This is a genomic window from Neisseria sp. DTU_2020_1000833_1_SI_GRL_NUU_006 (genome assembly GCA_032388755.1).
GTDB lineage: Bacteria > Pseudomonadota > Gammaproteobacteria > Burkholderiales > Neisseriaceae > Neisseria > Neisseria sicca_C.
Map to the genome: position 1 here is coordinate 1601915 of CP135593.1, position 20480 is coordinate 1622394.

19 protein-coding genes are annotated in these 20480 nt (G+C 53.5%); 14 read left to right on the forward strand and 5 right to left on the reverse strand.

Annotated features, from left to right (window positions below; genetic code table 11):
- Positions 1 to 59: 59 nt before the first annotated feature.
- The 5 genes from pxpB (at position 60) to RSJ68_07775 (ending at position 4445) form a co-directional block, all read left to right on the forward strand.
- Positions 60 to 707 carry a 5-oxoprolinase subunit PxpB gene (gene pxpB / locus RSJ68_07755; GenBank protein ID WNU96350.1) on the forward strand — a complete coding sequence of 216 codons (648 nt, stop codon included), beginning with the start codon at positions 60 to 62 and terminating at the stop codon, positions 705 to 707.
- Entirely contained in the window at positions 704 to 1633 is a 930-nt protein-coding gene (locus tag RSJ68_07760; protein ID WNU96351.1) for a biotin-dependent carboxyltransferase family protein, read from the forward strand. The genes pxpB and RSJ68_07760 overlap by 4 nt, the downstream gene beginning before the upstream one ends.
- Complete coding sequence (gene pxpA / locus RSJ68_07765) at positions 1620 to 2357, forward strand: 5-oxoprolinase subunit PxpA (protein WNU96352.1); 738 nt, start codon at positions 1620 to 1622, stop codon at positions 2355 to 2357. Before RSJ68_07760 ends, pxpA begins: the two co-directional genes overlap by 14 nt.
- Before the next feature lie 94 nt (positions 2358 to 2451).
- Entirely contained in the window at positions 2452 to 3645 is a 1194-nt protein-coding gene (locus tag RSJ68_07770; protein ID WNU96353.1) for a divalent metal cation transporter, read from the forward strand.
- Between the two features lie 107 nt (positions 3646 to 3752).
- Positions 3753 to 4445, forward strand: a complete 693-nt coding sequence (locus tag RSJ68_07775; GenBank protein WNU96354.1) for a M48 family metallopeptidase — start codon at positions 3753 to 3755, stop codon at positions 4443 to 4445.
- A 235-nt stretch (positions 4446 to 4680) separates the two neighbouring features.
- Here RSJ68_07775 and RSJ68_07780 read toward each other — a convergent pair whose 3' ends face one another.
- A complete protein-coding gene (locus tag RSJ68_07780; GenBank protein WNU96355.1) occupies positions 4681 to 5739 on the reverse strand; it encodes an AI-2E family transporter in 1059 nt (352 codons plus the stop codon).
- A gap of 201 nt (positions 5740 to 5940) precedes the next feature.
- Between RSJ68_07780 and RSJ68_07785 the strand changes: the two genes are divergently transcribed.
- Positions 5941 to 6309 carry a late embryogeneis abundant protein gene (locus RSJ68_07785; GenBank protein ID WNU96356.1) on the forward strand — a complete coding sequence of 123 codons (369 nt, stop codon included), beginning with the start codon at positions 5941 to 5943 and terminating at the stop codon, positions 6307 to 6309.
- A gap of 153 nt (positions 6310 to 6462) precedes the next feature.
- Here RSJ68_07785 and RSJ68_07790 read toward each other — a convergent pair whose 3' ends face one another.
- Positions 6463 to 7695: a multidrug effflux MFS transporter gene (locus tag RSJ68_07790; protein ID WNU96357.1), complete on the reverse strand. Its 1233-nt coding sequence runs from the start codon at positions 7693 to 7695 to the stop codon at positions 6463 to 6465.
- A 214-nt stretch (positions 7696 to 7909) separates the two neighbouring features.
- Between RSJ68_07790 and RSJ68_07795 the strand changes: the two genes are divergently transcribed.
- The 3 genes from RSJ68_07795 to RSJ68_07805 all read left to right on the forward strand — a co-directional run bounded on the left by RSJ68_07795 (position 7910) and on the right by RSJ68_07805 (position 9785).
- The gene (locus RSJ68_07795) at positions 7910 to 8374 is read left to right on the forward strand and encodes a cell surface protein (protein ID WNU96358.1); all 465 of its coding nucleotides are present in this window, start codon (positions 7910 to 7912) and stop codon (positions 8372 to 8374) included.
- Entirely contained in the window at positions 8371 to 8949 is a 579-nt protein-coding gene (gene gmhB, locus RSJ68_07800) for a D-glycero-beta-D-manno-heptose 1,7-bisphosphate 7-phosphatase (GenBank protein WNU96359.1), read from the forward strand. The genes RSJ68_07795 and gmhB overlap by 4 nt, the downstream gene beginning before the upstream one ends.
- A gap of 83 nt (positions 8950 to 9032) precedes the next feature.
- Positions 9033 to 9785: a lysophospholipid acyltransferase family protein gene (locus tag RSJ68_07805; GenBank protein ID WNU96360.1), complete on the forward strand. Its 753-nt coding sequence runs from the start codon at positions 9033 to 9035 to the stop codon at positions 9783 to 9785.
- A gap of 105 nt (positions 9786 to 9890) precedes the next feature.
- Here the strand turns inward: RSJ68_07805 and groL are convergent, their stop codons facing one another.
- Positions 9891 to 11525: a chaperonin GroEL gene (gene groL / locus RSJ68_07810; protein WNU96361.1), complete on the reverse strand. Its 1635-nt coding sequence runs from the start codon at positions 11523 to 11525 to the stop codon at positions 9891 to 9893.
- 96 nt (positions 11526 to 11621) lie between these two features.
- On the reverse strand, positions 11622 to 11909 hold the full coding sequence (gene groES, locus RSJ68_07815; protein WNU96362.1) for a co-chaperone GroES: 288 nt from the start codon (positions 11907 to 11909) through the stop codon (positions 11622 to 11624).
- A gap of 425 nt (positions 11910 to 12334) precedes the next feature.
- On the opposite strand from groES, the gene fetA reads away from it, so the two are divergent.
- Both fetA and RSJ68_07825 read left to right on the forward strand, forming a co-directional pair.
- Positions 12335 to 14503 carry a TonB-dependent siderophore receptor FetA/FrpB gene (gene fetA, locus RSJ68_07820; protein ID WNU96363.1) on the forward strand — a complete coding sequence of 723 codons (2169 nt, stop codon included), beginning with the start codon at positions 12335 to 12337 and terminating at the stop codon, positions 14501 to 14503.
- A 212-nt stretch (positions 14504 to 14715) separates the two neighbouring features.
- Positions 14716 to 15675 carry a siderophore ABC transporter substrate-binding protein gene (locus RSJ68_07825; GenBank protein ID WNU96364.1) on the forward strand — a complete coding sequence of 320 codons (960 nt, stop codon included), beginning with the start codon at positions 14716 to 14718 and terminating at the stop codon, positions 15673 to 15675.
- 75 nt (positions 15676 to 15750) lie between these two features.
- Here the strand turns inward: RSJ68_07825 and RSJ68_07830 are convergent, their stop codons facing one another.
- On the reverse strand, positions 15751 to 16434 hold the full coding sequence (locus tag RSJ68_07830; GenBank protein WNU96365.1) for a 2,3-diphosphoglycerate-dependent phosphoglycerate mutase: 684 nt from the start codon (positions 16432 to 16434) through the stop codon (positions 15751 to 15753).
- A gap of 183 nt (positions 16435 to 16617) precedes the next feature.
- On the opposite strand from RSJ68_07830, the gene RSJ68_07835 reads away from it, so the two are divergent.
- The 3 genes from RSJ68_07835 (at position 16618) to katA (ending at position 20424) form a co-directional block, all read left to right on the forward strand.
- A complete protein-coding gene (locus tag RSJ68_07835; GenBank protein WNU96366.1) occupies positions 16618 to 17190 on the forward strand; it encodes a UbiX family flavin prenyltransferase in 573 nt (190 codons plus the stop codon).
- Between the two features lie 100 nt (positions 17191 to 17290).
- Positions 17291 to 18583: a valine--pyruvate transaminase gene (locus RSJ68_07840; GenBank protein ID WNU96367.1), complete on the forward strand. Its 1293-nt coding sequence runs from the start codon at positions 17291 to 17293 to the stop codon at positions 18581 to 18583.
- Positions 18584 to 18909: 326 nt separating this feature from the next.
- Positions 18910 to 20424, forward strand: a complete 1515-nt coding sequence (katA, locus tag RSJ68_07845; protein ID WNU96368.1) for a catalase KatA — start codon at positions 18910 to 18912, stop codon at positions 20422 to 20424.
- Positions 20425 to 20480: the final 56 nt, after the last annotated feature.

Sequence of the window (20480 nt, forward strand, 5' to 3'; positions counted from 1 at the left end):
TTGACAAACCGCCGCCCCTGCATATAGATTCATTAAAACATAACCAAAATGAACAACAAATGAGAATAGAGATCACACCAATCAGCGAATCCGCTTTGGTCTGCCGACTGAATGCACCTTCCGAACTGGGTAAACAGCAAAAGTTGTGGGCGTTTGCCGCTGCGCTCGAGCAGCACGACAGGATTGAGGAAGTGGTGGTCGGCATGAACAATCTGACCGTGTTCACCCGTTTCGATACCGATTTGGCGACGCTCGCCGATGAATTGCAATATGTGTGGGAACACACCGCCGTTACAGACCATCAGGGCAAACTGGTGGAAATTTCCGTCTGCTACGGCGGCGAATACGGGCCGGATTTGGCGGAAGTCGCTGCTTTCCATCAGACGGATATTTCCGAAATCGTCCGCCGCCATACGGCGCAAACCTATACCGTATTTATGATGGGCTTCCAGCCCGGTTTCCCTTATCTGGGCGGCTTGCCCGAAGCATTGCACACGCCCCGCCGTGCCGTGCCGAGAACGTCCGTTCCCGCCGGTTCGGTCGGTATCGGCGGCAGTCAGACCGGTGTGTATCCGTTCGCTTCGCCCGGCGGCTGGCAGATTATCGGCAGAACCGAATTACCCTTGTTCCGAGCCGATTTGAATCCGCCGACCCTGCTGGCGGCAGGCGACCAAGTCCGCTTTGTTGCAGAAAGGATTGAGCCATGATTCACGTTTCGGCAGTGCAGGCACCGGCGCATATTCAGGATACTGGTCGCTACGGACACCGGCGTTACGGCATCGGTCATGCCGGTGCGATGGACACGGTTGCTTTGGCGGCGGGCAATATTTTATTGGGCAACGACGAAGGCACGGCCGCAATCGAAATCGCTTTGGGCGGGATAATGCTGGTGTTTGAACGGGATACGCCGTTTTGTCTCACCGGTGCCGTGTATCAGGCGGAGTTGGACGGCGAACCGGTCCATTCGTATTGGCGTTATACCGCCCGCAAAGGTCAGACCTTGAATCTGGTGCGTGCCGTGCAGGGCATGTACGGCTATGTGTGTGTGGCGGGCGGATTTGATGTGCCGGAAGTGATGGGTTCGAGAAGCACCGACCTGAAAGCCGGTTTCGGCGGCCATCAGGGCAGAATGCTGCAAAAAGGCGATTGTCTCCCCATCGGCAAAGGTGCGCAGGAATTGTCCAAAGTCGGCATCGCCCCGATACCGTTTACCGATACCGTCCACCTTGTTCCTTCGTCGGAATATGCCGCTTTCAGTGAAAAAGGGCGTCTGAATCTGGAACGGGAAACGTGGACGCTGCAAAGCGACAGCAACCGCATGGGCTACCGCTTCGACGGACAGCCGCTGACCCTGTCGCAACCTTTGGAAATGCTGTCCCACGCTGTTCAGGCAGGAACCGTGCAGGTGCCGCCCGGCGGCAAACCGATTATCCTGCTGGCCGATGCGCAAACCACCGGCGGTTATCCGAAAATCGCCACCGTTGCCGCCGCCGATTTGGGCAGGCTGGCACAGGTGCGTTTCGGCAGCAAAGTCAAATTCAAAATAATCGGCTTGAAAGAAGCCTCCGCCCTGCGGCGCAAAAACCAAGCCTATCTGAACCAAATACGGAGAATCGCCCATGAAGCAGGTTGATTTAAACGCCGATCTCGCCGAAGGCTGCGGCAGCGACGAAGCCCTGTTGCAGGTGATTACTTCGGCCAACATCGCCTGCGCCCAACACGCCGGAAGCATTGCCGATATTCGGGCGGCATTGGCGTATGCCCAACAAAACGGCGTGCGCATCGGAGCACACCCCGGCTATCCCGATCGGGAAAACTTCGGCCGTACCGAAATGAATCTGTCCGAAGCCGATTTGCGGGCGTGTCTGAATTACCAGTTGGGCGCATTGCAGGCCTTGTGCCGTGATCAGGATTTGGAAATGGCTTATGTCAAACCGCACGGCGCAATGTACAACCAAGCGGCGAAAAACCGTGCGCTGGCGGATACCGTTGCCCGAATTGTGGCGGATTTCGACCCGAAATTGAAATTGATGGCACTTTCCGGCAGCCTGCTCTTGGAAGCCGGAAAAGCCGCAGGCTTGGGCGTGATTTCCGAAGTATTCGCCGACCGCCGCTATTTGCCCGACGGTACGCTGGTTCCCCGCAGTCGCCCCGATGCGCAGGTGGACAGCGACGAGGAAGCCATCGCCCAAGTATTGCAGATGGTGCGGGACGGGCAGGTCAAAGCAGTGGACGGCAGCCTGGTTGCCGTGCAAGCCGACAGCATCTGTCTGCACGGCGACGGGCCGCACGCCGTGGTGTTTGCCGAAAAAATCCGGCAGGAACTACTGGCGGCAGGCATCAAAGTTTCTGCTTGAAAAACAGTTCATAGGCGGTCTGAAAACCGCAGGCTGAAAACCGCAGGTTTCGCCCAAACACAGTAACAGCCAATTTTATAGAGAATAAGCGATTATGTCTGATCAAAAAAACCGCAGAAATGCCTTAATCGGCGCTGCATTCCTGATGGCGACTTCCGCCATCGGTCCGGGCTTTCTGACCCAAACCGCCACTTTCACCCAAGCACTGGGGGCAAGTTTCGGCTTTGTGATTCTGCTCTCGATTCTGCTCGACATCGGGGCGCAGCTCAATATTTGGCGGATTGTCGCCGCTTCCGAAAAACGGGCGCAGGATATTGCCAATCAGGTCTTGCCCGGCGCAGGCTATTTCTTGGCTGTGCTGATTGTGATGGGCGGTTTGGCATTCAATATCGGTAACGTCGGCGGCGCAGGCTTGGGTCTGAACCTGCTGACCGGACTGTCGCCGGAAACCGGTGCCGTGATCAGCGGCGTGATTGCCATCGGTGTGTTTCTGTTTAAAGAAGCAGGCAAAGTGATGGACAAATTCGCCCAAGTGATGGGTTTCGTAATGATTGCGCTGACGGTTTATGTGGCATGGCAGGCGAATCCGCCGCTGGCAGATGCCGCCGTGCATACCTTTATGCCGGAAGAACTCGATGCAATGGCGATTGTTACACTGGTGGGCGGCACGGTCGGCGGCTACATCACCTTCGCCGGTGCGCACCGTCTGCTGGACGCAGGCATCAAAGGCAAATCGGCGTTGCCGGAAGTGAGCCAAAGCTCGGTGCGGGCGATCCTGATTGCCTCGATTATGCGTATTGTATTGTTTTTGGCGGTTTTAGGCGTGGTCAGCCAAGGCGTACAGCTCAATCCCGACAACCCTGCTTCCACACCGTTTGAATATGCGGCGGGATACATCGGCCTGCTGATTTTCGGCGTGGTGATTTGGGCGGCTTCGATTACTTCGGTGATTGGTGCGGCTTATACTTCGGTGTCGTTCTTCTCCGGTCTCAGCCCGTCTATCGAACGCAATAAAAACAAATGGATTATTGCCTTTATCGCCGTGTCTACCGCCGTATTTTCCACTATCGGCAAACCGGCGCAGGTGCTGGTGTTCGTAGGCGCATTAAACGGCCTGATTTTACCGATTTCCCTCGGTCTGATTCTGATTGCCGCCTACAAAACCAAAATTGTCGGCGACTACAAACACCCGCTGTGGCTCACTGTTTCCGGCGTGATAGTGGTCGGTTTGATGGCAGTACTCAGCGCCATCACCATCAGCAAATATATCAGCGGTTTGTTCGGCTGAACCTTGTAGCGCAGATGTTTGATTTTGTATATTATCCGAAGTTTGCCGCCTGATATGGAAAGTCCCTGTTTCAGACGATGTATCCGGTCTGAAACCTATTTACAACTATGAAACGCTTCACCTATCCTCTTTCCGACGGTTTGTGCATCGAAATCGAACTGAAACGCAGTGCCAAGAAAAATCTGATTCTTCGCTCCGTCGATACGCAAACGGTCAGCATCAACGTCCCACCCTTTTTTCAAGACCGCGCGTTGGCAAACTGGCTGGCGGCAAACGAAACGATATTGCGGAACACGCTTGCCAAAACGCCCATACATCCGGTTTCCCACCCAAACTTACCCGAGTGGATTTGGTATCGGGGATTAAAGGCCAAGCTGGATACCCACAGCCAAAGCCATATCCGTATCACGTCGTCTGAAATCCTGCTTCCCCGAAAAGAAACCGCCGCACAAATCGACCACCTGCGCCGCCTTTTGAACGAACGCGCACGCGAATACCTGCTGCCCCGCCTTGAAAAACACGCAGCCGAAACAGGGCTGACGCCCGCTGCCACAGACCTGAGCAACGCCAAAACCTTTTGGGGTGTATGCCGCCCGCACACCGGCATCCGCCTCAATTGGCGGCTGATCGGCGCGCCCGAATACGTCGCCGACTATGTCTGCATCCACGAACTCTGCCACCTCCGCCACCCCGACCACAGTCCGCGCTTTTGGCATTTGGTGAACACCCTGACGCCGCATACCGACAATGCTAAAAGTTGGCTGAAGGCGCACGGGCAGGAATTGTTTGTGCTGGGGTGAAGGGTAACCTAGCGTGGGCTTCGCCCGCGAGAATCCGCCCTCTCCCGTCCGGCTGGAGAGAATCGGAGAGAGTGTGGCTCTTGCCCCTTATACCGTATATCCGCAAGCCACCCCCATCCTAACCTTCCCTCACCAGCCGTGGGAAGGGATCAGGTTGCCGTAGCTGAAAAAAGGTCGTCTGAAAAACCTATTTCGAGCTTTTCAGACGACCTTTCATCTATATTTCAAACACTATCTAAATCAGTTTCTGCTGCTTCAACTCATTCTTCAGATACGCATAATAAACCGGCGCGACGATGATGCCGCCGACGCCGAAAATCCGTTCGAACACGACCATCGCCACCAAGAGTTCCCATGCGCTTGATTCGATTTCCGAACCGATGATTTTCGCGTTCAGGAAATATTCGAGCTTGTGGATGACGACCAAAAACACCAACGAAGCGACCGCCACATATAAAGACGCGCCGAGGCTCAAGATGATAATGATGGTGTTGGAAATCAGGTTGCCCGCGACGGGAATCAGTCCGACGATGAAGGCGATCACCAACACGGTTAGCTTAAACGGCAACTCGACGCCGAAAAGCGGCAGGATCAGATAGAGGTACACGCCCGTCAGCGCGGTATCAATCAGCGAGATTTTGACCTGCGCCAGAAACACGCGCTCGAAGCTGGTTTCGAAGTTCACAATCCGCCGCACCAGCTCTGCCTTGAAGGGCGGCATTTTGCGGCGGTTTTTGCGCATGTTGAGGCGGTGGAAACTGAGCATCGCGCCGATGATGATGCCGATAAGGATATACACGAACGAGGTGAAGCTGTTTTTACTGATGCGCGTCAGCGCGGCGCTGTATTCTTCAATCAATTTGACCGCATAGGCTTTGATTTCGGCGGTATTGTTGGGCAGCATGTTCAAAACCGACTGCGGCAGGCTGCTGCTGTTTTTCGTGTCTTCTAAAATCGCCGCCAGCTTGGTCAGCATGACGGGGATATGCCCGCCGTGAATCAGATGGTAAATCCCCAGCGACATCAATAGGATAACTGTCAACACGATGCCTATGGTCAGCGTGGTTGAAATCAGGTTGATATTGTGTGCGTTGAGCGATTTGTGCAGAAACGTATTGCGCGTAAGCGTACGGCGGCGCAGCCAAAGAATCAGGCCGTTGGTCTTGGTGATGAAGACGTAGGTCAGGATAACGGCGAGCAAAAGGGGCAAAAAGTGGAAGTACAGCACCACAAACAGGGCAAGCCCCATCAAGATGTAGGATGCACTGCGGAAGCGGGAATGTTCGAAAATCATTGAATGTAATGCCATGAAATATATAAATTTAAACAATCAAGCTATGAAGTACGATTAATAAAGCAGGACAAGGGGGTTAACCCGCCTTTTGAAACTTTATTTCAATTTCTCTTGACCTGACTTCGGTTTACAAACTAACCGTTACAATAAAAACTCAATCGCACCAAGCAGTTATGCGTTTGTCTTTACGCAAATTGCCATTTGGCATTTGACGGAATTATTTTATCAGACAAATTTCCCGAAAGGATATTACATATGAAAACATTGTCTAAATTGACCTCCCTCGTTCTTGTTTCTGCCGGTTTGATCGCTGCTCCTGTGGCTATGGCCCAACCTGCTTCCGGTAAAGCAGCTACTAAAGCAGGACATGTTCACAAAAAAACCAACAAAGCTAAAAAACAAGCCAACGAATTGAAACAAGACAAAGCCGCCGAAGCTGCAACAACTGAAGCCACTTCCACCGATGCTGAAGTTAAAGCCATGGGCGAACAAGGCCAGGCTGCAACCCAGACCGCGCCTGCAGCAGATCTGGAACAAGCTCCTGCCAACCAAACCCCTGCTGCAAAATAAGCAGGATTATAGTGGACTGAATTAAAAGAGGGATTTTATTTCCCACGCACCGTTTTGACGGCTGTCGTCCTTTTTGAATTTAGGCCATTAAATGTCTATCGCAGGCAAAAGGTCGTCTGAAAAGTTTTCAGACGACCTTTTGCCGTTCACGATTCACACATATTCGCTTTTATCGTTTTCTTTCCAAGCCTGATGAGAGCAGAGCCAGAGCAACACAATCCCGCACACTGTTGAAGCCAGCATCATGCCCGCCATCACCAACGCGGAACCATTGTGCAGCCGAGTCGCCAACAGCCCCACGCTTGCGCCGATGATGGATTGGAACACGCCCAACACCGCATTCGCGCTGCCGCTTTCCTGTTTGAAATAAGTCATAAAGCAAGCCTGCGTGTTCGCGCCGACCAAGCCTTGCGTACCTACCGAAAACATCACGCATGGCACCAAAGCCCACATCGGCGGCAGTCCCAGCAATAGGACCAGCAGCACCATCGTCAGGTTCGCCGCAAACTGCACGATAATGCCCCATTTCAAAATACTTTGCGGGTGCGCCCCCGTTTTCAGCCGCCATGCCGTGATGCGGTTAAACGAAGCCATCGTGAGGATGTTCAGCGCAAACACCCAAGCGTATTCGCGTGGCGTAACATGGTACAGCTTTTGGTAAACAAAAGATGATTCCGTCAGAAACGCAAACATCGACGCGAAGCTGAATGCCTGAAAAAACAGATAGCCCATCGCCGCCCGCGTTTTCAGCACTCTGGCGAACCGTCCAGCTACCAGTCCGAAAATATCCATCCCGATTTTGCCCGTCTGCTTCGGACGCGGCAGGAAAGCAAACACCAAGATGAACAAAACAAACGAATACGCCGCCAAAAAACCGAAAATAAAACGCCAGCCACCCAATTCCTGCAACAGAGAGCCGAACATAGGCGCAATCAGCGGCACGACCATCAGGATAATGCCGATTAAGGCAAACATTTGCGCCGCCTGCCTGCCCGAATAATAATCGCGCACCATCGCTCCGACGATGACCACCGTCATCCCCGCGCCGAACGCCTGTACCGCGCGCAGGTTCAACAGCCCGTCCACCGACTGCACCATCGTCAGAGCGGCAACGGCCGCAAAATAAATGCTCAAACCGACCAAAGCCACCGGTTTGCGCCCCTTGATGTCCGAAACCGCACCGCCGGCAATCTGCCCGAACGCCACGCCGAACATAAACAAAACCAAACTCTGCTCAATGCGGTGTATATCCGCGCTCAGCGACTGCGCCATTTCCGGTATGGCGGGCAGGTAGGCATCGACCGAAAACGGCATCAGGGCAACCAACATCGCCATCAAAACCGCCATTTGCTTTTCGCCCAGCGGGGCGGGGGTGGATTCGGACATAAGGGACTTTCAGAATGTTCAAACGAAACAAACCGCCCTGACATATCCTAGGCGGTTGAAATAAAAAGAAGTATATCATGTTTTCATACCAGGCCGCAGCATACTCCCCCTATTAACAAAGAGGTCGTCTGAAAAACGTCCCGACAGATTTCAGACGACCTCTCCCGTTTTCCGTTACAATAAACACCCTCCGAATCACAGCACATGACCGTCCATGTACGACAACATCCGCTTCCACCTAGACGAAGAATATCCCGAAGGTCTGCCGTCCGAAAACGCCGCCACGCATATCGGCATGTACTGGATATGGGCGGCGCAGACAGGGCTGGCGAATCCCGTTTGGCAAACCGCCCCCGAAAGCGCGGAAGATTTCGCCAATATGCTCAAAGGCAGAACCAGCGGCCGCCGCTTCCTGCTCAAACACATGGACGGCGCGCTCACGCCCGACGACTTCACCGAACAAGGGCAGCAATTCACCTCCTACTATTACGACGATGAAGAAGACGGCTACGGCGCATTTCTAGAAGACTACGTCCGCACCCTCGACACCCCGTCGCTCGGCGGCTTCTACCACGTCCCCAACACCCCCGAAACCTACCACCGTCTCAAACCCGTCTTCCAGTCAGCGTTTGATCAATGGAAAAACAATTTGGCATCCCCTGTCGGAGAGCAACCGTGAAACTCATCATCCTCGACCGCGACGGTGTCGTCAACCAAGACCGCGACGACTTCGTCAAATCCGTAGACGAATGGATACCCATCGAAGGCAGCATGGACGCCATCGCCTTCCTGACGCAGGCAGGTTACAGGATAGCCGTCGCCACCAACCAATCCGGAATCGGACGCAAATACTTTACCGTTCAAGACCTGACCGAAATGCACGCCAAAATGCACCGCCTCGTCCGTCAGGCGGGCGGCGAAATCGACGGCATCTGGTTTTGCCCGCACACCGCCGCCGACAACTGCGACTGCCGCAAACCAAAGCCCGGCATGATTTTCGACATCCTCGAACGCTTCAAAGCCGACCCCGCCGAAACCTGGCTGGTCGGCGACAGCCTGCGCGACCTCCAAGCCATGCACGAGGCTGGAGGAAAAACCGCGCTCGTCATGACCGGCAAAGGCAAGAAAACCCTGTCGCAACAGGAAAAAGAATTACCCGAAAACACCCAAATCTTCGACAGCCTGCTCGCCTTCTCCCAATACATCATGCACGAAGCCGCGCAAGACCGTTCAGACGGACAGGCAAACCCGTAAATACACGAGGTCGTCTGAAACCCTGTTTCGCCCCGTTTCAAGCACAAACAAGATTTCAGACGACCCATCCGACAGGTAAAAACATGCTCCTCATCCGCAATCTGACCTACTGGTTCATCCTCAGCACCAGCCTGATTTTACTTTTCCCCTTCATGCTCCTCGCCCTGCCCGTCCAAGGCGGTGCGCACAAAATGGCGCAAATTTGGGTACGCATCCTCAACTGGTCGCTCAAACACATCATCGGACTCAAATACCGCCTCATCGGTGCCGAAAACATCCCCGACCGCCCCTCCATCATCTGCGCCAAACACCAAAGCGGCTGGGAAACCCTCGCCCTGCAAGAAATCTTCCCGCCGCAGGTTTACGTCGCCAAACGCGAATTGTTCAAAATCCCCTTTTTCGGCTGGGGACTGAAACTCGTCAAAACCATAGGCATAGACCGCAGCAACAGCCGCGAAGCCAACAAACAGCTGATGGAACAAGGCATGGCGCGTAAAAACGAAGGCTACTGGATTACTATCTTCCCCGAAGGCACACGCCTGCCGCCCGGCGAAAAAGGCCGCTACAAACTCGGCGGCGCGCGCATGGCGAAAATGTTTGAAATGGACATCGTCCCCGTCTCCCTCAACAGCGGCGAATTTTGGCCGAAAAACGCCTTCCTCAAACACCCCGGCACCATCACCGTCGTCATCAACCCCGTCATCCCCCACAGCAGAGGGACGGAAGCAGAATTGATGGCGGAATGCGAAAAACGGATTGAAACGCAACAACCCCTTATCGAAGGAAAAGGACCGTTTGCCGCAAAAAATAGGAAAGCAACAGCATCGCCATCATGATAAAAGGTCGTCTGAAAATCAGTTTTCAGACGACCTTCCCTCAAATAAAAAAAACCTGCACGGTTGTCCGTGCAGGTTTTTGTTTGCGCTCAGGTTTGGGCAACCTTACATCATGCCGCCCATACCACCCATGCCGCCCATGTCAGGCATAGCCGGTTTTTCTTCAGGGATTTCGGCAATCATGCAGTCGGTCGTCAGCATCAGGCCGGCGATAGACGCGGCGTGTTGCAGCGCGGAACGGGTTACTTTGGCGGGGTCGAGTACGCCCATTTCAATCATGTCGCCGTATTCGCCGGAACCTGCGTTGTAACCGTAGTTGCCTTTGCCTTCCAGCACTTTGTTCACCACTACGCTAGGCTCGCCGCCTGCATTGGCAATGATTTGGCGCAGCGGAGACTCAACGGCGCGCAATACGATTTGTACGCCTGCGTCTTGGTCGGCATTGCCGGTGTGCAGGTTTTCCAAAGCGGCACGGGCGCGCAACAGGGCTACGCCGCCGCCGGCAACCACACCTTCTTCAACGGCTGCGCGGGTAGCGTGCAGCGCGTCTTCCACGCGGTCTTTTTTCTCTTTCATTTCGACTTCGGTAGCGGCACCGACTTTGATTACTGCCACGCCGCCTGCCAGTTTGGCAACGCGCTCTTGCAGTTTTTCTTTGTCGTAATCGCTGGTTGCGGTTTCGATTTGTTGGCGGATTTCGGCAACACGCGCTTCGATTTGGGCTGCGTCGCCGAAGCCGTCGATGATGGTGGTGTTTTCTTTACCGATTTCGATGCGTTTGGCTTGACCCAAGTCTTCCAGAGTGGCTTTTTCCAAAGACAGGCCGACTTCTTCGGCAATCACGGTACCGCCGGTCAGGATGGCGATGTCTTGCAACATGGCTTTGCGGCGGTCGCCGAAGCCCGGGGCTTTCACGGCAACGGTTTTCAGGATGCCGCGGATGTTGTTCACCACCAAAGTCGCTAAGGCTTCGCCTTCTACGTCTTCAGCGATGATCAAGAGCGGACGGCTGGCTTTTGCCACTTGTTCCAAAACAGGCAGCAGGTCGCGGATGTTGCTGATTTTTTTGTCGAACAACAATACAAAAGGATTGTCCAGCGCAGCGATTTGTTTTTCCGCGTCGTTGATGAAGTAAGGGGACAGGTAGCCGCGGTCGAACTGCATACCTTCGACGACATCCAATTCGTTTTCCAAAGATTTGCCGTCTTCAACGGTAATCACGCCTTCTTTGCCGACTTTTTCCATCGCTTCGGCAATAATCGCGCCGACTTGTTCGTCGGAGTTGGCGGAAATCGAGCCGACTTGGGCGATTTCTTTGGAAGTGTCGCAAGGTTTGGCGATGTTTTTCAGCTCTTCAACCAAAGCGGCAACGGCTTTGTCGATACCGCGTTTCAGGTCGGTCGGGTTCATGCCGGCGGTCACGTATTTCATGCCTTCGGCAACGATGGCTTGAGCCAGTACGGTGGCGGTAGTCGTACCGTCGCCCGCTACGTCGTTGGTTTTGGACGCTACTTCTTTTACCATTTGCGCGCCCATGTTTTCGAATTTGTCTTTCAGTTCGATTTCTTTAGCGACGGTAACGCCGTCTTTAGTGATGTGCGGACCGCCGAATGCGCGGTCAACCACTACGTTGCGACCTTTAGGGCCCAAAGTTACGCGGACGGCGTTTGCCAGAGTGTTCACGCCGCTGACCATTTTTTGGCGGACTTCGTTACCGAACTGTACGTCTTTTGCTGCCATGTTTTGATTCTCCAAAATTGTTTAATGTTGTTTGAGGTCGTCTGAAAACCTTGTACGCCTTTTCAGACGACCTGTTGTTCTGAATACACGGAATGTTTATTCGACAATACCGAAAATATCTTCTTCGCGCATCACCAACAGCTCTTCGCCGTCGGCTTTTACGGTTTGGCCGCTGTATTTGCCGAAAATGATTTTGTCGCCGACTTTGACATCCAGCGGACGGCGTTCGCCGTCTTTGCCGATTTTACCCGCACCTACGGCGATCACTTCGCCCATATCGGGTTTTTCAGCGGCTGCGCCCGGCAAGACGATGCCTGATGCGGTTTTTTCTTCAGCTTCCAAGCGTTTGACGACGACGCGGTCGTGTAAAGGACGGATGGTCATGTTTTATGCTCCGATAAATAGTTTGAAAACAATCATCTGCCTTTATCCGGCAGATGCGGTTTGAAAAAGAAGGCGGCAAGTTTGTCAACAAACTTACCTTAACACAGCGGCAAATTAGGGTTTGTCCCGATAAATTCAAGGGAAGAAGTAAAAATTTTCTATGCGGGGTCGTCTGAAAACAGACATGACAAGTTGCGCACCATCACCACCCTACTTTCAATGCTGATCAAGCAGACAGACATTTTCAGACGACCTTTTACAGACGGCGGGCTTCACATACTTCAATCAACAAAAAACCAGACACTATCGGCACAAATCTATGCACACCTTTACAAAATAATATCCTACCTTTAAAATAAATAAAAATTATTATTAATAAATAATTTATCGATTAACTGAAACTTATCCAACAGAAGGAAATTTCCATGACTTCACCCCTGTTCCGCTTCAGCCTGCTTTCAATGGCACTCGCCGCCGGTTTTGCCCACGCGGAAAACGAAGCGAAAGAAAGCGTTACCCTTGATACGGTTACCGTAAAAGGTGACCGCCAAGGCAGCAAAATCAAAACTAATATCGTCACCCTTCGTCAAAAAGACGAAAGCACATCAACCGATTTGCGCGAATTGTTAAAAGAAGAACCTGCCATCGATTTCGGCGGCGGTAACGGCACATCCCAACACATGACCTTGCGCGGCATGGGTCAGAACTCTGTCGACATCAAGGTGGACAACGCCTATTCCGACAGCCAAATCCTTTACCACCAAGGCAGATTTATTATCGATCCCGCTTTGGTTAAAGTCGTTTCCGTACAAAAAGGCGCGGGTTCCGCCTCTGCCGGTATCGGCGCAACCAACGGCGCGATCATCGCCAAAACCGTCGATGCCCAAGACCTGCTCAAAGGCTTGGATAAAAACTGGGGCGTGCGCCTCAGCAGCGGCTATGCCTCTAATGACGGCGTAAACTACGGCGCAAGCGTATTCGGAAAAGAGGGCAACTTCGACGGTTTGTTCTCTTACAACCGCAACGATGAAAAAGATTACGAAGCAGGTAAAGGCTACAAAAGTCCCGACGGCGGCAAAACCGTACCTTACAGCGCACTGGACAAACGCAGCTACCTGGCCAAAATCGGAACAACCTTCGGCGACGGCGACCACCGCATCGTGTTGAGCCACATGAAAGACCAGCACCGGGGCATCCGTACTGTGCGTGAAGAGTTTACAATCTTCGAGTCCGACCCTGCAAAAGACAGGCAGAAACCCTCATACCGTGAAACTACCCAATCCAACACCAACTTGGAGTACACGGGTAAAAACCTGGGCTTTGTCGAAAAACTGAACGCCAACGCCTATGTGTTGGAAAACGAACGCTATTCCGCCGATGACAGCGGCAGCGGTTACGCAGGCAATGTGGTCGGCCCTAACCATACCCGAATCGCCACTCGTGGTGCGAACTTCAACTTCGACAGCCGCCTTGCCGAACAAACCCTGTTGAAATACGGTATCAACTACCGCCATCAGGAAATCGAGCCGCAAGCGTTTTTGAACAACGAATTTAAGATCTCCGGTAAGAAACCAGACCCAAAAGATCCTAAAAAAGAAATAGATAAGACCGATGAAGAAAAAGCGGAAGACAAGAAAGTTATGGATCTTGTCCATTCCTACAAACTGTCCAACCCGACCAAAACCGATACCGGCGCGTATATCGAAGCCATTCACGAAATTAACGGCTTTACCCTGACCGGCGGACTGCGTTACGACCGCTTCAAGGTGAAAACCCATGACGGCAAAACCGTTTCAAGCAGCAGCCTTAACCCGAGTTTCGGCGTGATTTGGCAGCCGCACGAACACTGGAGCTTCAGCGCAAGCCACAACTACGCCAGCCGCAGCCCGCGCCTGTATGACGCGCTGCAAACCCACGGCAAGCGCGGCATCATCTCGATTGCCGACGGCACCAAAGCCGAACGCGCGCGCAATACCGAAATCGGTTTCAACTACAACGACGGCACGTTTGCCGCAAACGGCAGCTACTTCTGGCAGACCATCAAAGACGCGCTTGCTAATCCGCAAAACCGCCACGACTCTGTCGCCATCCGTGAAGCCGTCAATGCCGGCTACATCAAAAACCACGGTTACGAATTGGGCGCGTCCTACCGCACCGGCGGCTTGACTGCCAAAGTCGGCGTAAGCCACAGCAAACCGCGTTTTTACGATACACACAAAGATAAATTGTTAAGCGCGAACCCCGAGTTTGGCGCACAAACCGGCCGCACTTGGACGGCTTCCCTTGCCTACCGCTTCCAAAATCCGAATCTGGAAATCGGCTGGCGCGGACGCTATGTTCAAAAAGCCGTGGGTTCGATATTGGTGGCAGGTCAAAAAGGTCGCGACGGCAAACTGGAAAACGTTGTACGCCAAGGTTTCGGTGTGAACGATGTCTTCGCCAACTGGAAACCATTGGGCAAAGACACGCTCAATATCAATCTTTCAGTTAACAACGTGTTCAACAAGTTCTACTATCCGCACAGTCAACGCTGGACCAATACCCTACCAGGTACCGGACGTGATGTACGCTTGGGCGTGAACTACCGCTTCTAAAAAGAGCGGGTAAAATACGGGCAGGTCGTCTGAATCAGCTTCGGTTTTCAGACGACCTGCCTGTCAATCAGATTTCTCAATCTGGCATTTTCCAAACTTTTTTGACAACGGCAGGATTGGAACAGGTATTTGATGCGAGCATCCGCTTTGCGGATTTTCAGACGACCCGTCCATATTATCTGCCCCGAACCCGACAACGGAGAAATTATCCCATGTTACGTTTAACTGCTTTAGCCGTATGCTGCGCCTTTGCTTTGGGCGCGTGTTCGCCGAAAGATTCCGCTTCAAACCAAAACGCCCAAACCGCTTCCGCAGCCCAAACCGAAGGCGCAGATTTGACCGTCAAAACGACGCGCGGCGACGCGAAAGTGCCGCAAAATCCTGAACGTATCGCCGTTTATGACTTGGGTATGCTCGATACTTTAAGCAAATTGGGCGTGAAAACCGGTTTGTCCGTCGATAAAAACCGACTGCCTTATTTGGACGAATATTTCAAAACAACAAAACCTGCCGGTACGCTGTTCGAGCCGGATTACGAAGCACTCAACGCCTACAAGCCGCAGCTCATCATCATCGGCAGCCGCGCAGCCAAAGCGTTTGACAAGTTGAACGCCATTGCGCCGACCATCGAGATGACCGCCGATACCGCCAACCTCAAAGACAGTGCCAAAGAGCGTATCGACGCGCTGGCGCAAATCTTCGGCAAACAGGCGGAAGCCGATAAGCTGAAAGCCGAAATCGACGCATCTTTCGACGCTGCGAAAACTGCCGCGCAAGGTAAAGGCAAAGGTTTGGTGATTTTGGTCAACGGCGGGAAAATGTCCGCCTTCGGACCGTCTTCACGACTGGGCGGCTGGCTGCACAAAGACATCGGCGTTCCGGCCGTTGACGAAGCCATCAAAGAAGGCAGCCACGGTCAGCCCGTCAGCTTCGAATACTTGAAAGAGAAAAATCCCGACTGGCTGTTTGTCCTTGACAGGGGCGCTGCCATCGGCGAAGAAGGACAGGCGGCGAAAGACGTGTTGAACAATCCGCTGGTCGCCGAAACAACCGCATGGAAAAAAGGACAAGTGGTTTACCTCGTTCCCGAAACCTACTTGGCGGCGGGCGGCGCGCAAGAATTGCTGAACGCTTCCAAACAGGTTACCGACGCGTTTAAGGCTGCGAAGTAATTTGATTTGATTAAAAAAAGGTCGTCTGAAACCACAAATCAGGGTTTCAGACGACCTTTTTATTATCCGCAAAGCTTACAGATAGAATTTTTCAACCACTTTCAAATTGTCGTCCAATTTGTACACCAGCGGCTGACCGGTCGGGATTTCCAAGCCCATGATGTCTTCGTCGGAAATGCCTTCGATGTGTTTTGCCAAGGCGCGCAGGGAGTTGCCGTGTGCGGCGACCAAGACGCGTTTGCCGCTGAGCAATGCAGGGGCGATTTGGTCTTCCCAAAACGGCAATACACGCTCCAAGGTAACTTTCAAATTTTCACCGTCGGGTACGACATCGGCGGGCAGGTTGGCATAGCGGCGGTCGTTGTGTGCGGAGAACGGGTCTTTCGGGTCGAGCAGCGGCGGCAGGGTATCGTAGCTGCGGCGCCAGATGTGGACTTGCTCGTCGCCGTATTTTTCGGCGGTTTGTTTCTTGTCCAAACCTTGCAGTTGACCGTAGTGGCGTTCGTTCAGCCTCCAGCTTTTGATTTGCGGCACGAACAGTTGGTCGGATTCTTCCAAAACGATGTTGCAGGTTTTAATCGCGCGGGTCAGGACGGAAGTAAAGGCGATGTCGAACTCGTAGCCTTTTTCCTTCAGTTTTTTACCGGCGGCGGCAGCTTCGGCAAGCCCCTGCTCGCTCAGTTTCACGTCGCGCCAGCCCGTAAACAGGTTTTTTGCGTTCCATTCGCTTTGTCCGTGGCGGATAAATACCAATTCCATGTCGTATGCTCCAATTTGAGGTCGGTAGAAGGGCTTATTTATAACATATTTCGGCTGCTTCTGCCGAACCACCTCCCCTACCCTTGCCTTCAGTCAAACAGCTGCTTTTCAAAATATGAAACCTGCCTGTTAAGACGACCTGCTTTATAATGTTGCCAAAATACGCTTTTACGAAAGACTTTCATGACCCGACGTTTGATTATCGGCATCAGCGGAGCCAGCGGTTTCCAATACGGCATCAAGGCCTTGGCACTTTTGCGCGCACACGATGTCGAAACGCATCTGGTGGTATCTAAAGGCGCGGAAATGACGCGCGCGCTGGAAACACCATATGAAAAAGACGAACTCTACCGCCTTGCCGATGTCGTCCATCCGATAAACCATATAGGCTCCGCCATCGCCAGCGGTTCGTTCAAAACCGACGGGATGCTGATTGCCCCTTGTTCGATGCGCACGCTGGCCGCAGTCGCAAACGGCTTCGGCGACAACCTGCTGACACGCGCGGCGGACGTAGTCCTGAAAGAGCGCCGCCGCCTTGTGCTGATGGTGCGCGAAGCCCCGCTCAACCTTGCCCATCTGGACAATATGCGCCGCGTTACCGAAATGGGCGGCATCGTCTTCCCGCCTACCCCCGCCCTCTACCAGCAGCCGCAAACCATAGACGACATCATCACCCACAGCACCGCCCACGCGCTTTCACTTTTAGGTTTCGACACCGGCGCCGTACCCGAATGGACGGGCGGAACATCTTCCTAAATATCAAAGGTCGTCTGAAACCCGTTTTCAGGCTGGCAGGAGACCCCTCGCCATATCAAGCTGATATAATCCCCGCCAATCATATTTACACGGAGTCATCATGCAGTTCTCGGCATTCGGCGAAAAATTCACGCAACACAGCGGCATCCTGCAACTTATGGACGACCTCGGCGACGCGCTCAAAAGCGACAGGCCCGTCAACATGCTCGGCGGCGGCAATCCGGCGCGGATTGCCGAAGTCAACGCCGTGTTCGCCGACGTATTTTCCAAACTGGCGGCGGAACACGCCGTCGAGAACATCGGCAATTACTCCAATCCCCAAGGCGATGCCGCGCTGATTGACGCGTTGACCGCCTTCCTCAACCGCGAATACGGCTGGAACTTGACCGCCGACAATATCGCGCTGACTAACGGTTCACAGAACGCGTTTTTCTATCTTTTCAACCTTTTCGGCGGCAAATTCAAGGTTTCAGACGACCTTTCCGTAGAGAAAGCCATCCTGCTGCCGCTCGCGCCCGAATACATCGGCTATGCCGACGTGCATGTCGAAGGGCAGCACTTCGTTTCCGTCAAACCGAAAATCGAAGCTGTCGAACACGAAGGCGAAGCAGGCTTCTTCAAATACCGCGTGGACTTTGACGCGCTGGAAAGCCTGCCCGAACTCAAAGCGGGAAAAATCGGCGCGATTTGCTGTTCGCGCCCGACCAATCCGACCGGCAACGTGCTGACCGACGGCGAAATGGCGCGGCTGGACGCTTTGGCGCAAGAACACGGCATTCCGCTGATTATCGACAACGCCTACGGAATGCCGTTCCCCAACATCATTTACAGCGACGTGACGCTGAACTGGCACGAAAACATCATCCTTTGCTTCAGCCTTTCCAAAGTCGGCCTGCCGGGCGTGCGCACCGGCATCATCGTTGCCGCGCCCGAAGTCGTCAAAGCCGTCAGCAGCCTGAACGCGATTGTGAACCTGTCACCCACCCGCTTCGGCGCAGCCATCGCAACACCGCTGCTGCAGGACGGCCGTTTGAAACAGCTTTCAGACGACGTCATCCGGCCGTTTTACCGCAATCAGGCGCAAACCGCCGTCTCGCTGCTCAAGCGCGAGCTGGGCGCGTATCCGCTGAAAATCCACAAGCCCGAAGGCGCGATTTTCCTGTGGCTCTGGTTTGAAAACCTGCCCGTTTCATCGCAAACCCTGTACGAAATGCTCAAAGCCGAAGGCACGCTGATTATTCCGGGCGAACATTTCTTCGTCGGCATCGACACGCAGGATTACCCGCACGCCCGCGAGTGCATCCGCATGAGCATCGCTCAGGACGCTCAAACGCTGGAAAAAGGCATCGCCGCCATCGGCAGGGTGGTGCGCGGTTTGTACGATGCGGCGTAAACGGTAAAGTTGACAGCCATTCAGTCAAAAGGTCGTCTGAAAAAAAGCTTCAGACGACCTTTTTTACTTTTCTATTTGTTGTTCTTGCATGATAATGAAAACGTGGCGAACAAGAAATTTTCATCAATAATAACAATATCAAATTGAATCAATAGTTCCAATAGCACAATTCTTTCTATATAGTATAGCCCATAGCCTAAATAAAACATAATTTATATATCGATATATTGAATTTATTCATATGAGCAAATAAACAAACCCACTGCGAATTTGCCAATCGGCAAATCGTTTCATAAACCACTGACCATTTCATAAAGGAAATCATCATGACTGACTCCAAATGCCCGGTAACCCACCTGACCATGGGCAACGGCGCCCCCGTTGCCGACAATCAGAACAGCCTGACTGCAGGTCCGCGCGGCCCGTTGCTGTCGCAGGATTTGTGGCTGAATGAAAAACTTGGCGACTTCGTGCGCGAAGTCATTCCCGAACGCCGTATGCACGCCAAAGGTTCGGGCGCGTTCGGCACGTTTACCGTAACGCACGACATCACGAAATACACCCGCGCCAAAATCTTCAGCGAAGTCGGCAAAAAAACCGAAATGTTCGCCCGCTTCACCGCCGTTGCGGCAGAGCGCGGCGGTGCCGATGCCGAACGCGACATCCGCGGCTTTGCATTGAAGTTTTATACGGAAGAAGGCAACTGGGATATGGTCGGTAATAACACGCCCGTCTTTTTCATGCGCGACCCGCGCAAATTCCCCGACCTGAACAAGGCAGTCAAACGCGACCCGCGCACCAATATGCGCTCCGCAAAAAACAACTGGGACTTCTGGACGCTGCTGCCCGAAGCCCTGCACCAAGTTACCATCGTCATGAGCGACCGCGGCATCCCCGCCAGCTACCGCCATATGCACGGCTTCGGTTCGCATACCTACAGCTTCTGGAACGAAGCGGGCGAGCGTTTTTGGGTGAAATTCCACTTCCGCACCCAACAAGGCATTAAAAACCTGACCGACAAAGAAGCCGCCAAAATCATCGGGGATGACCGCGAAAGCCACCAGCGCGACCTGTACGAAGCCATCGAACGCGGCGAGTTTCCGAAATGGACGATGTACATCCAAGTCATGCCTGAAGCCGATGCTGAAAAAGTTCCGTATCATCCGTTTGATTTGACCAAAGTTTGGCCGAAAAAAGACTATCCGCTGATTGAAGTGGGCGAATTCGAATTGAACCGCAATCCCGAAAACTTCTTTGCCGATGTGGAACAATCCGCCTTCGCACCGAGCAACCTGGTTCCCGGCATAGGCGCCAGCCCCGACAAAATGCTGCAAGCGCGTTTGTTCAATTACGCCGACGCGCAACGCTACCGCCTCGGCGTGAATTTCCGCCAAATCCCCGTCAACCGCCCGCGTTGTCCCGTCCACAGCAACCAGCGCGACGGATTAGGCCGCGTCGACGGCAACTACGGCAGCCTGCCGCACTACGAACCCAACAGCTTCGGCCAATGGCAGGAGCAGCCCGACTTCGCCGAACCGCCTTTGAAAATCAACGGCGACGCGGCGCACTGGGACTACCGCCAAGACGATGACGCCTACTTCAGCCAACCGCGCGCCTTGTTTAACCTGATGAGCGACGCGCAGAAACAGGCTTTGTTCGACAACACTGCCGCCGCCATGGACGACGCGCCCGACTTCATCAAATACCGCCACATCCGCAACTGCCACAGTTGCGACCCCGCCTACGGCGAAGGCGTGGCGAAAGCCTTGGGGTTGACCGTTGAAGATGCGAAAGCCGCCCGCGCAACCGACCCCGCATTGGGTCAGCCCGGTTTGCTGTAAATGGGAGGAGTCATGTGGATAGAGATTGAAGAATGGTTATCCCACGCAATCCGATA

Bases quoted from the DNA above. Each gene is read 5' to 3' on its own strand.
- RSJ68_07775 (WNU96354.1), top strand. From the start codon at position 3,753: ATGAAACGCTTCACCTATCCTCTTTCCGACGGTTTGTGCATCGAAATC.
- RSJ68_07760 (WNU96351.1), top strand. From the start codon at position 704: ATGATTCACGTTTCGGCAGTGCAGGCACCGGCGCATATTCAGGATACT.
- pxpA (WNU96352.1), top strand. From the start codon at position 1,620: ATGAAGCAGGTTGATTTAAACGCCGATCTCGCCGAAGGCTGCGGCAGC.
- groL (WNU96361.1), bottom strand. From the start codon at position 11,525: ATGGCAGCAAAAGACGTACAGTTCGGTAACGAAGTCCGCCAAAAAATG.
- pxpB (WNU96350.1), top strand. From the start codon at position 60: ATGAGAATAGAGATCACACCAATCAGCGAATCCGCTTTGGTCTGCCGA.
- RSJ68_07780 (WNU96355.1), bottom strand. From the start codon at position 5,739: ATGATTTTCGAACATTCCCGCTTCCGCAGTGCATCCTACATCTTGATG.
- groES (WNU96362.1), bottom strand. From the start codon at position 11,909: ATGACCATCCGTCCTTTACACGACCGCGTCGTCGTCAAACGCTTGGAA.
- katA (WNU96368.1), top strand. From the start codon at position 18,910: ATGACTGACTCCAAATGCCCGGTAACCCACCTGACCATGGGCAACGGC.
- RSJ68_07795 (WNU96358.1), top strand. From the start codon at position 7,910: ATGTACGACAACATCCGCTTCCACCTAGACGAAGAATATCCCGAAGGT.
- fetA (WNU96363.1), top strand. From the start codon at position 12,335: ATGACTTCACCCCTGTTCCGCTTCAGCCTGCTTTCAATGGCACTCGCC.
- RSJ68_07805 (WNU96360.1), top strand. From the start codon at position 9,033: ATGCTCCTCATCCGCAATCTGACCTACTGGTTCATCCTCAGCACCAGC.
- RSJ68_07840 (WNU96367.1), top strand. From the start codon at position 17,291: ATGCAGTTCTCGGCATTCGGCGAAAAATTCACGCAACACAGCGGCATC.
- RSJ68_07835 (WNU96366.1), top strand. From the start codon at position 16,618: ATGACCCGACGTTTGATTATCGGCATCAGCGGAGCCAGCGGTTTCCAA.
- RSJ68_07790 (WNU96357.1), bottom strand. From the start codon at position 7,695: ATGTCCGAATCCACCCCCGCCCCGCTGGGCGAAAAGCAAATGGCGGTT.
- RSJ68_07770 (WNU96353.1), top strand. From the start codon at position 2,452: ATGTCTGATCAAAAAAACCGCAGAAATGCCTTAATCGGCGCTGCATTC.
- RSJ68_07830 (WNU96365.1), bottom strand. From the start codon at position 16,434: ATGGAATTGGTATTTATCCGCCACGGACAAAGCGAATGGAACGCAAAA.
- RSJ68_07825 (WNU96364.1), top strand. From the start codon at position 14,716: ATGTTACGTTTAACTGCTTTAGCCGTATGCTGCGCCTTTGCTTTGGGC.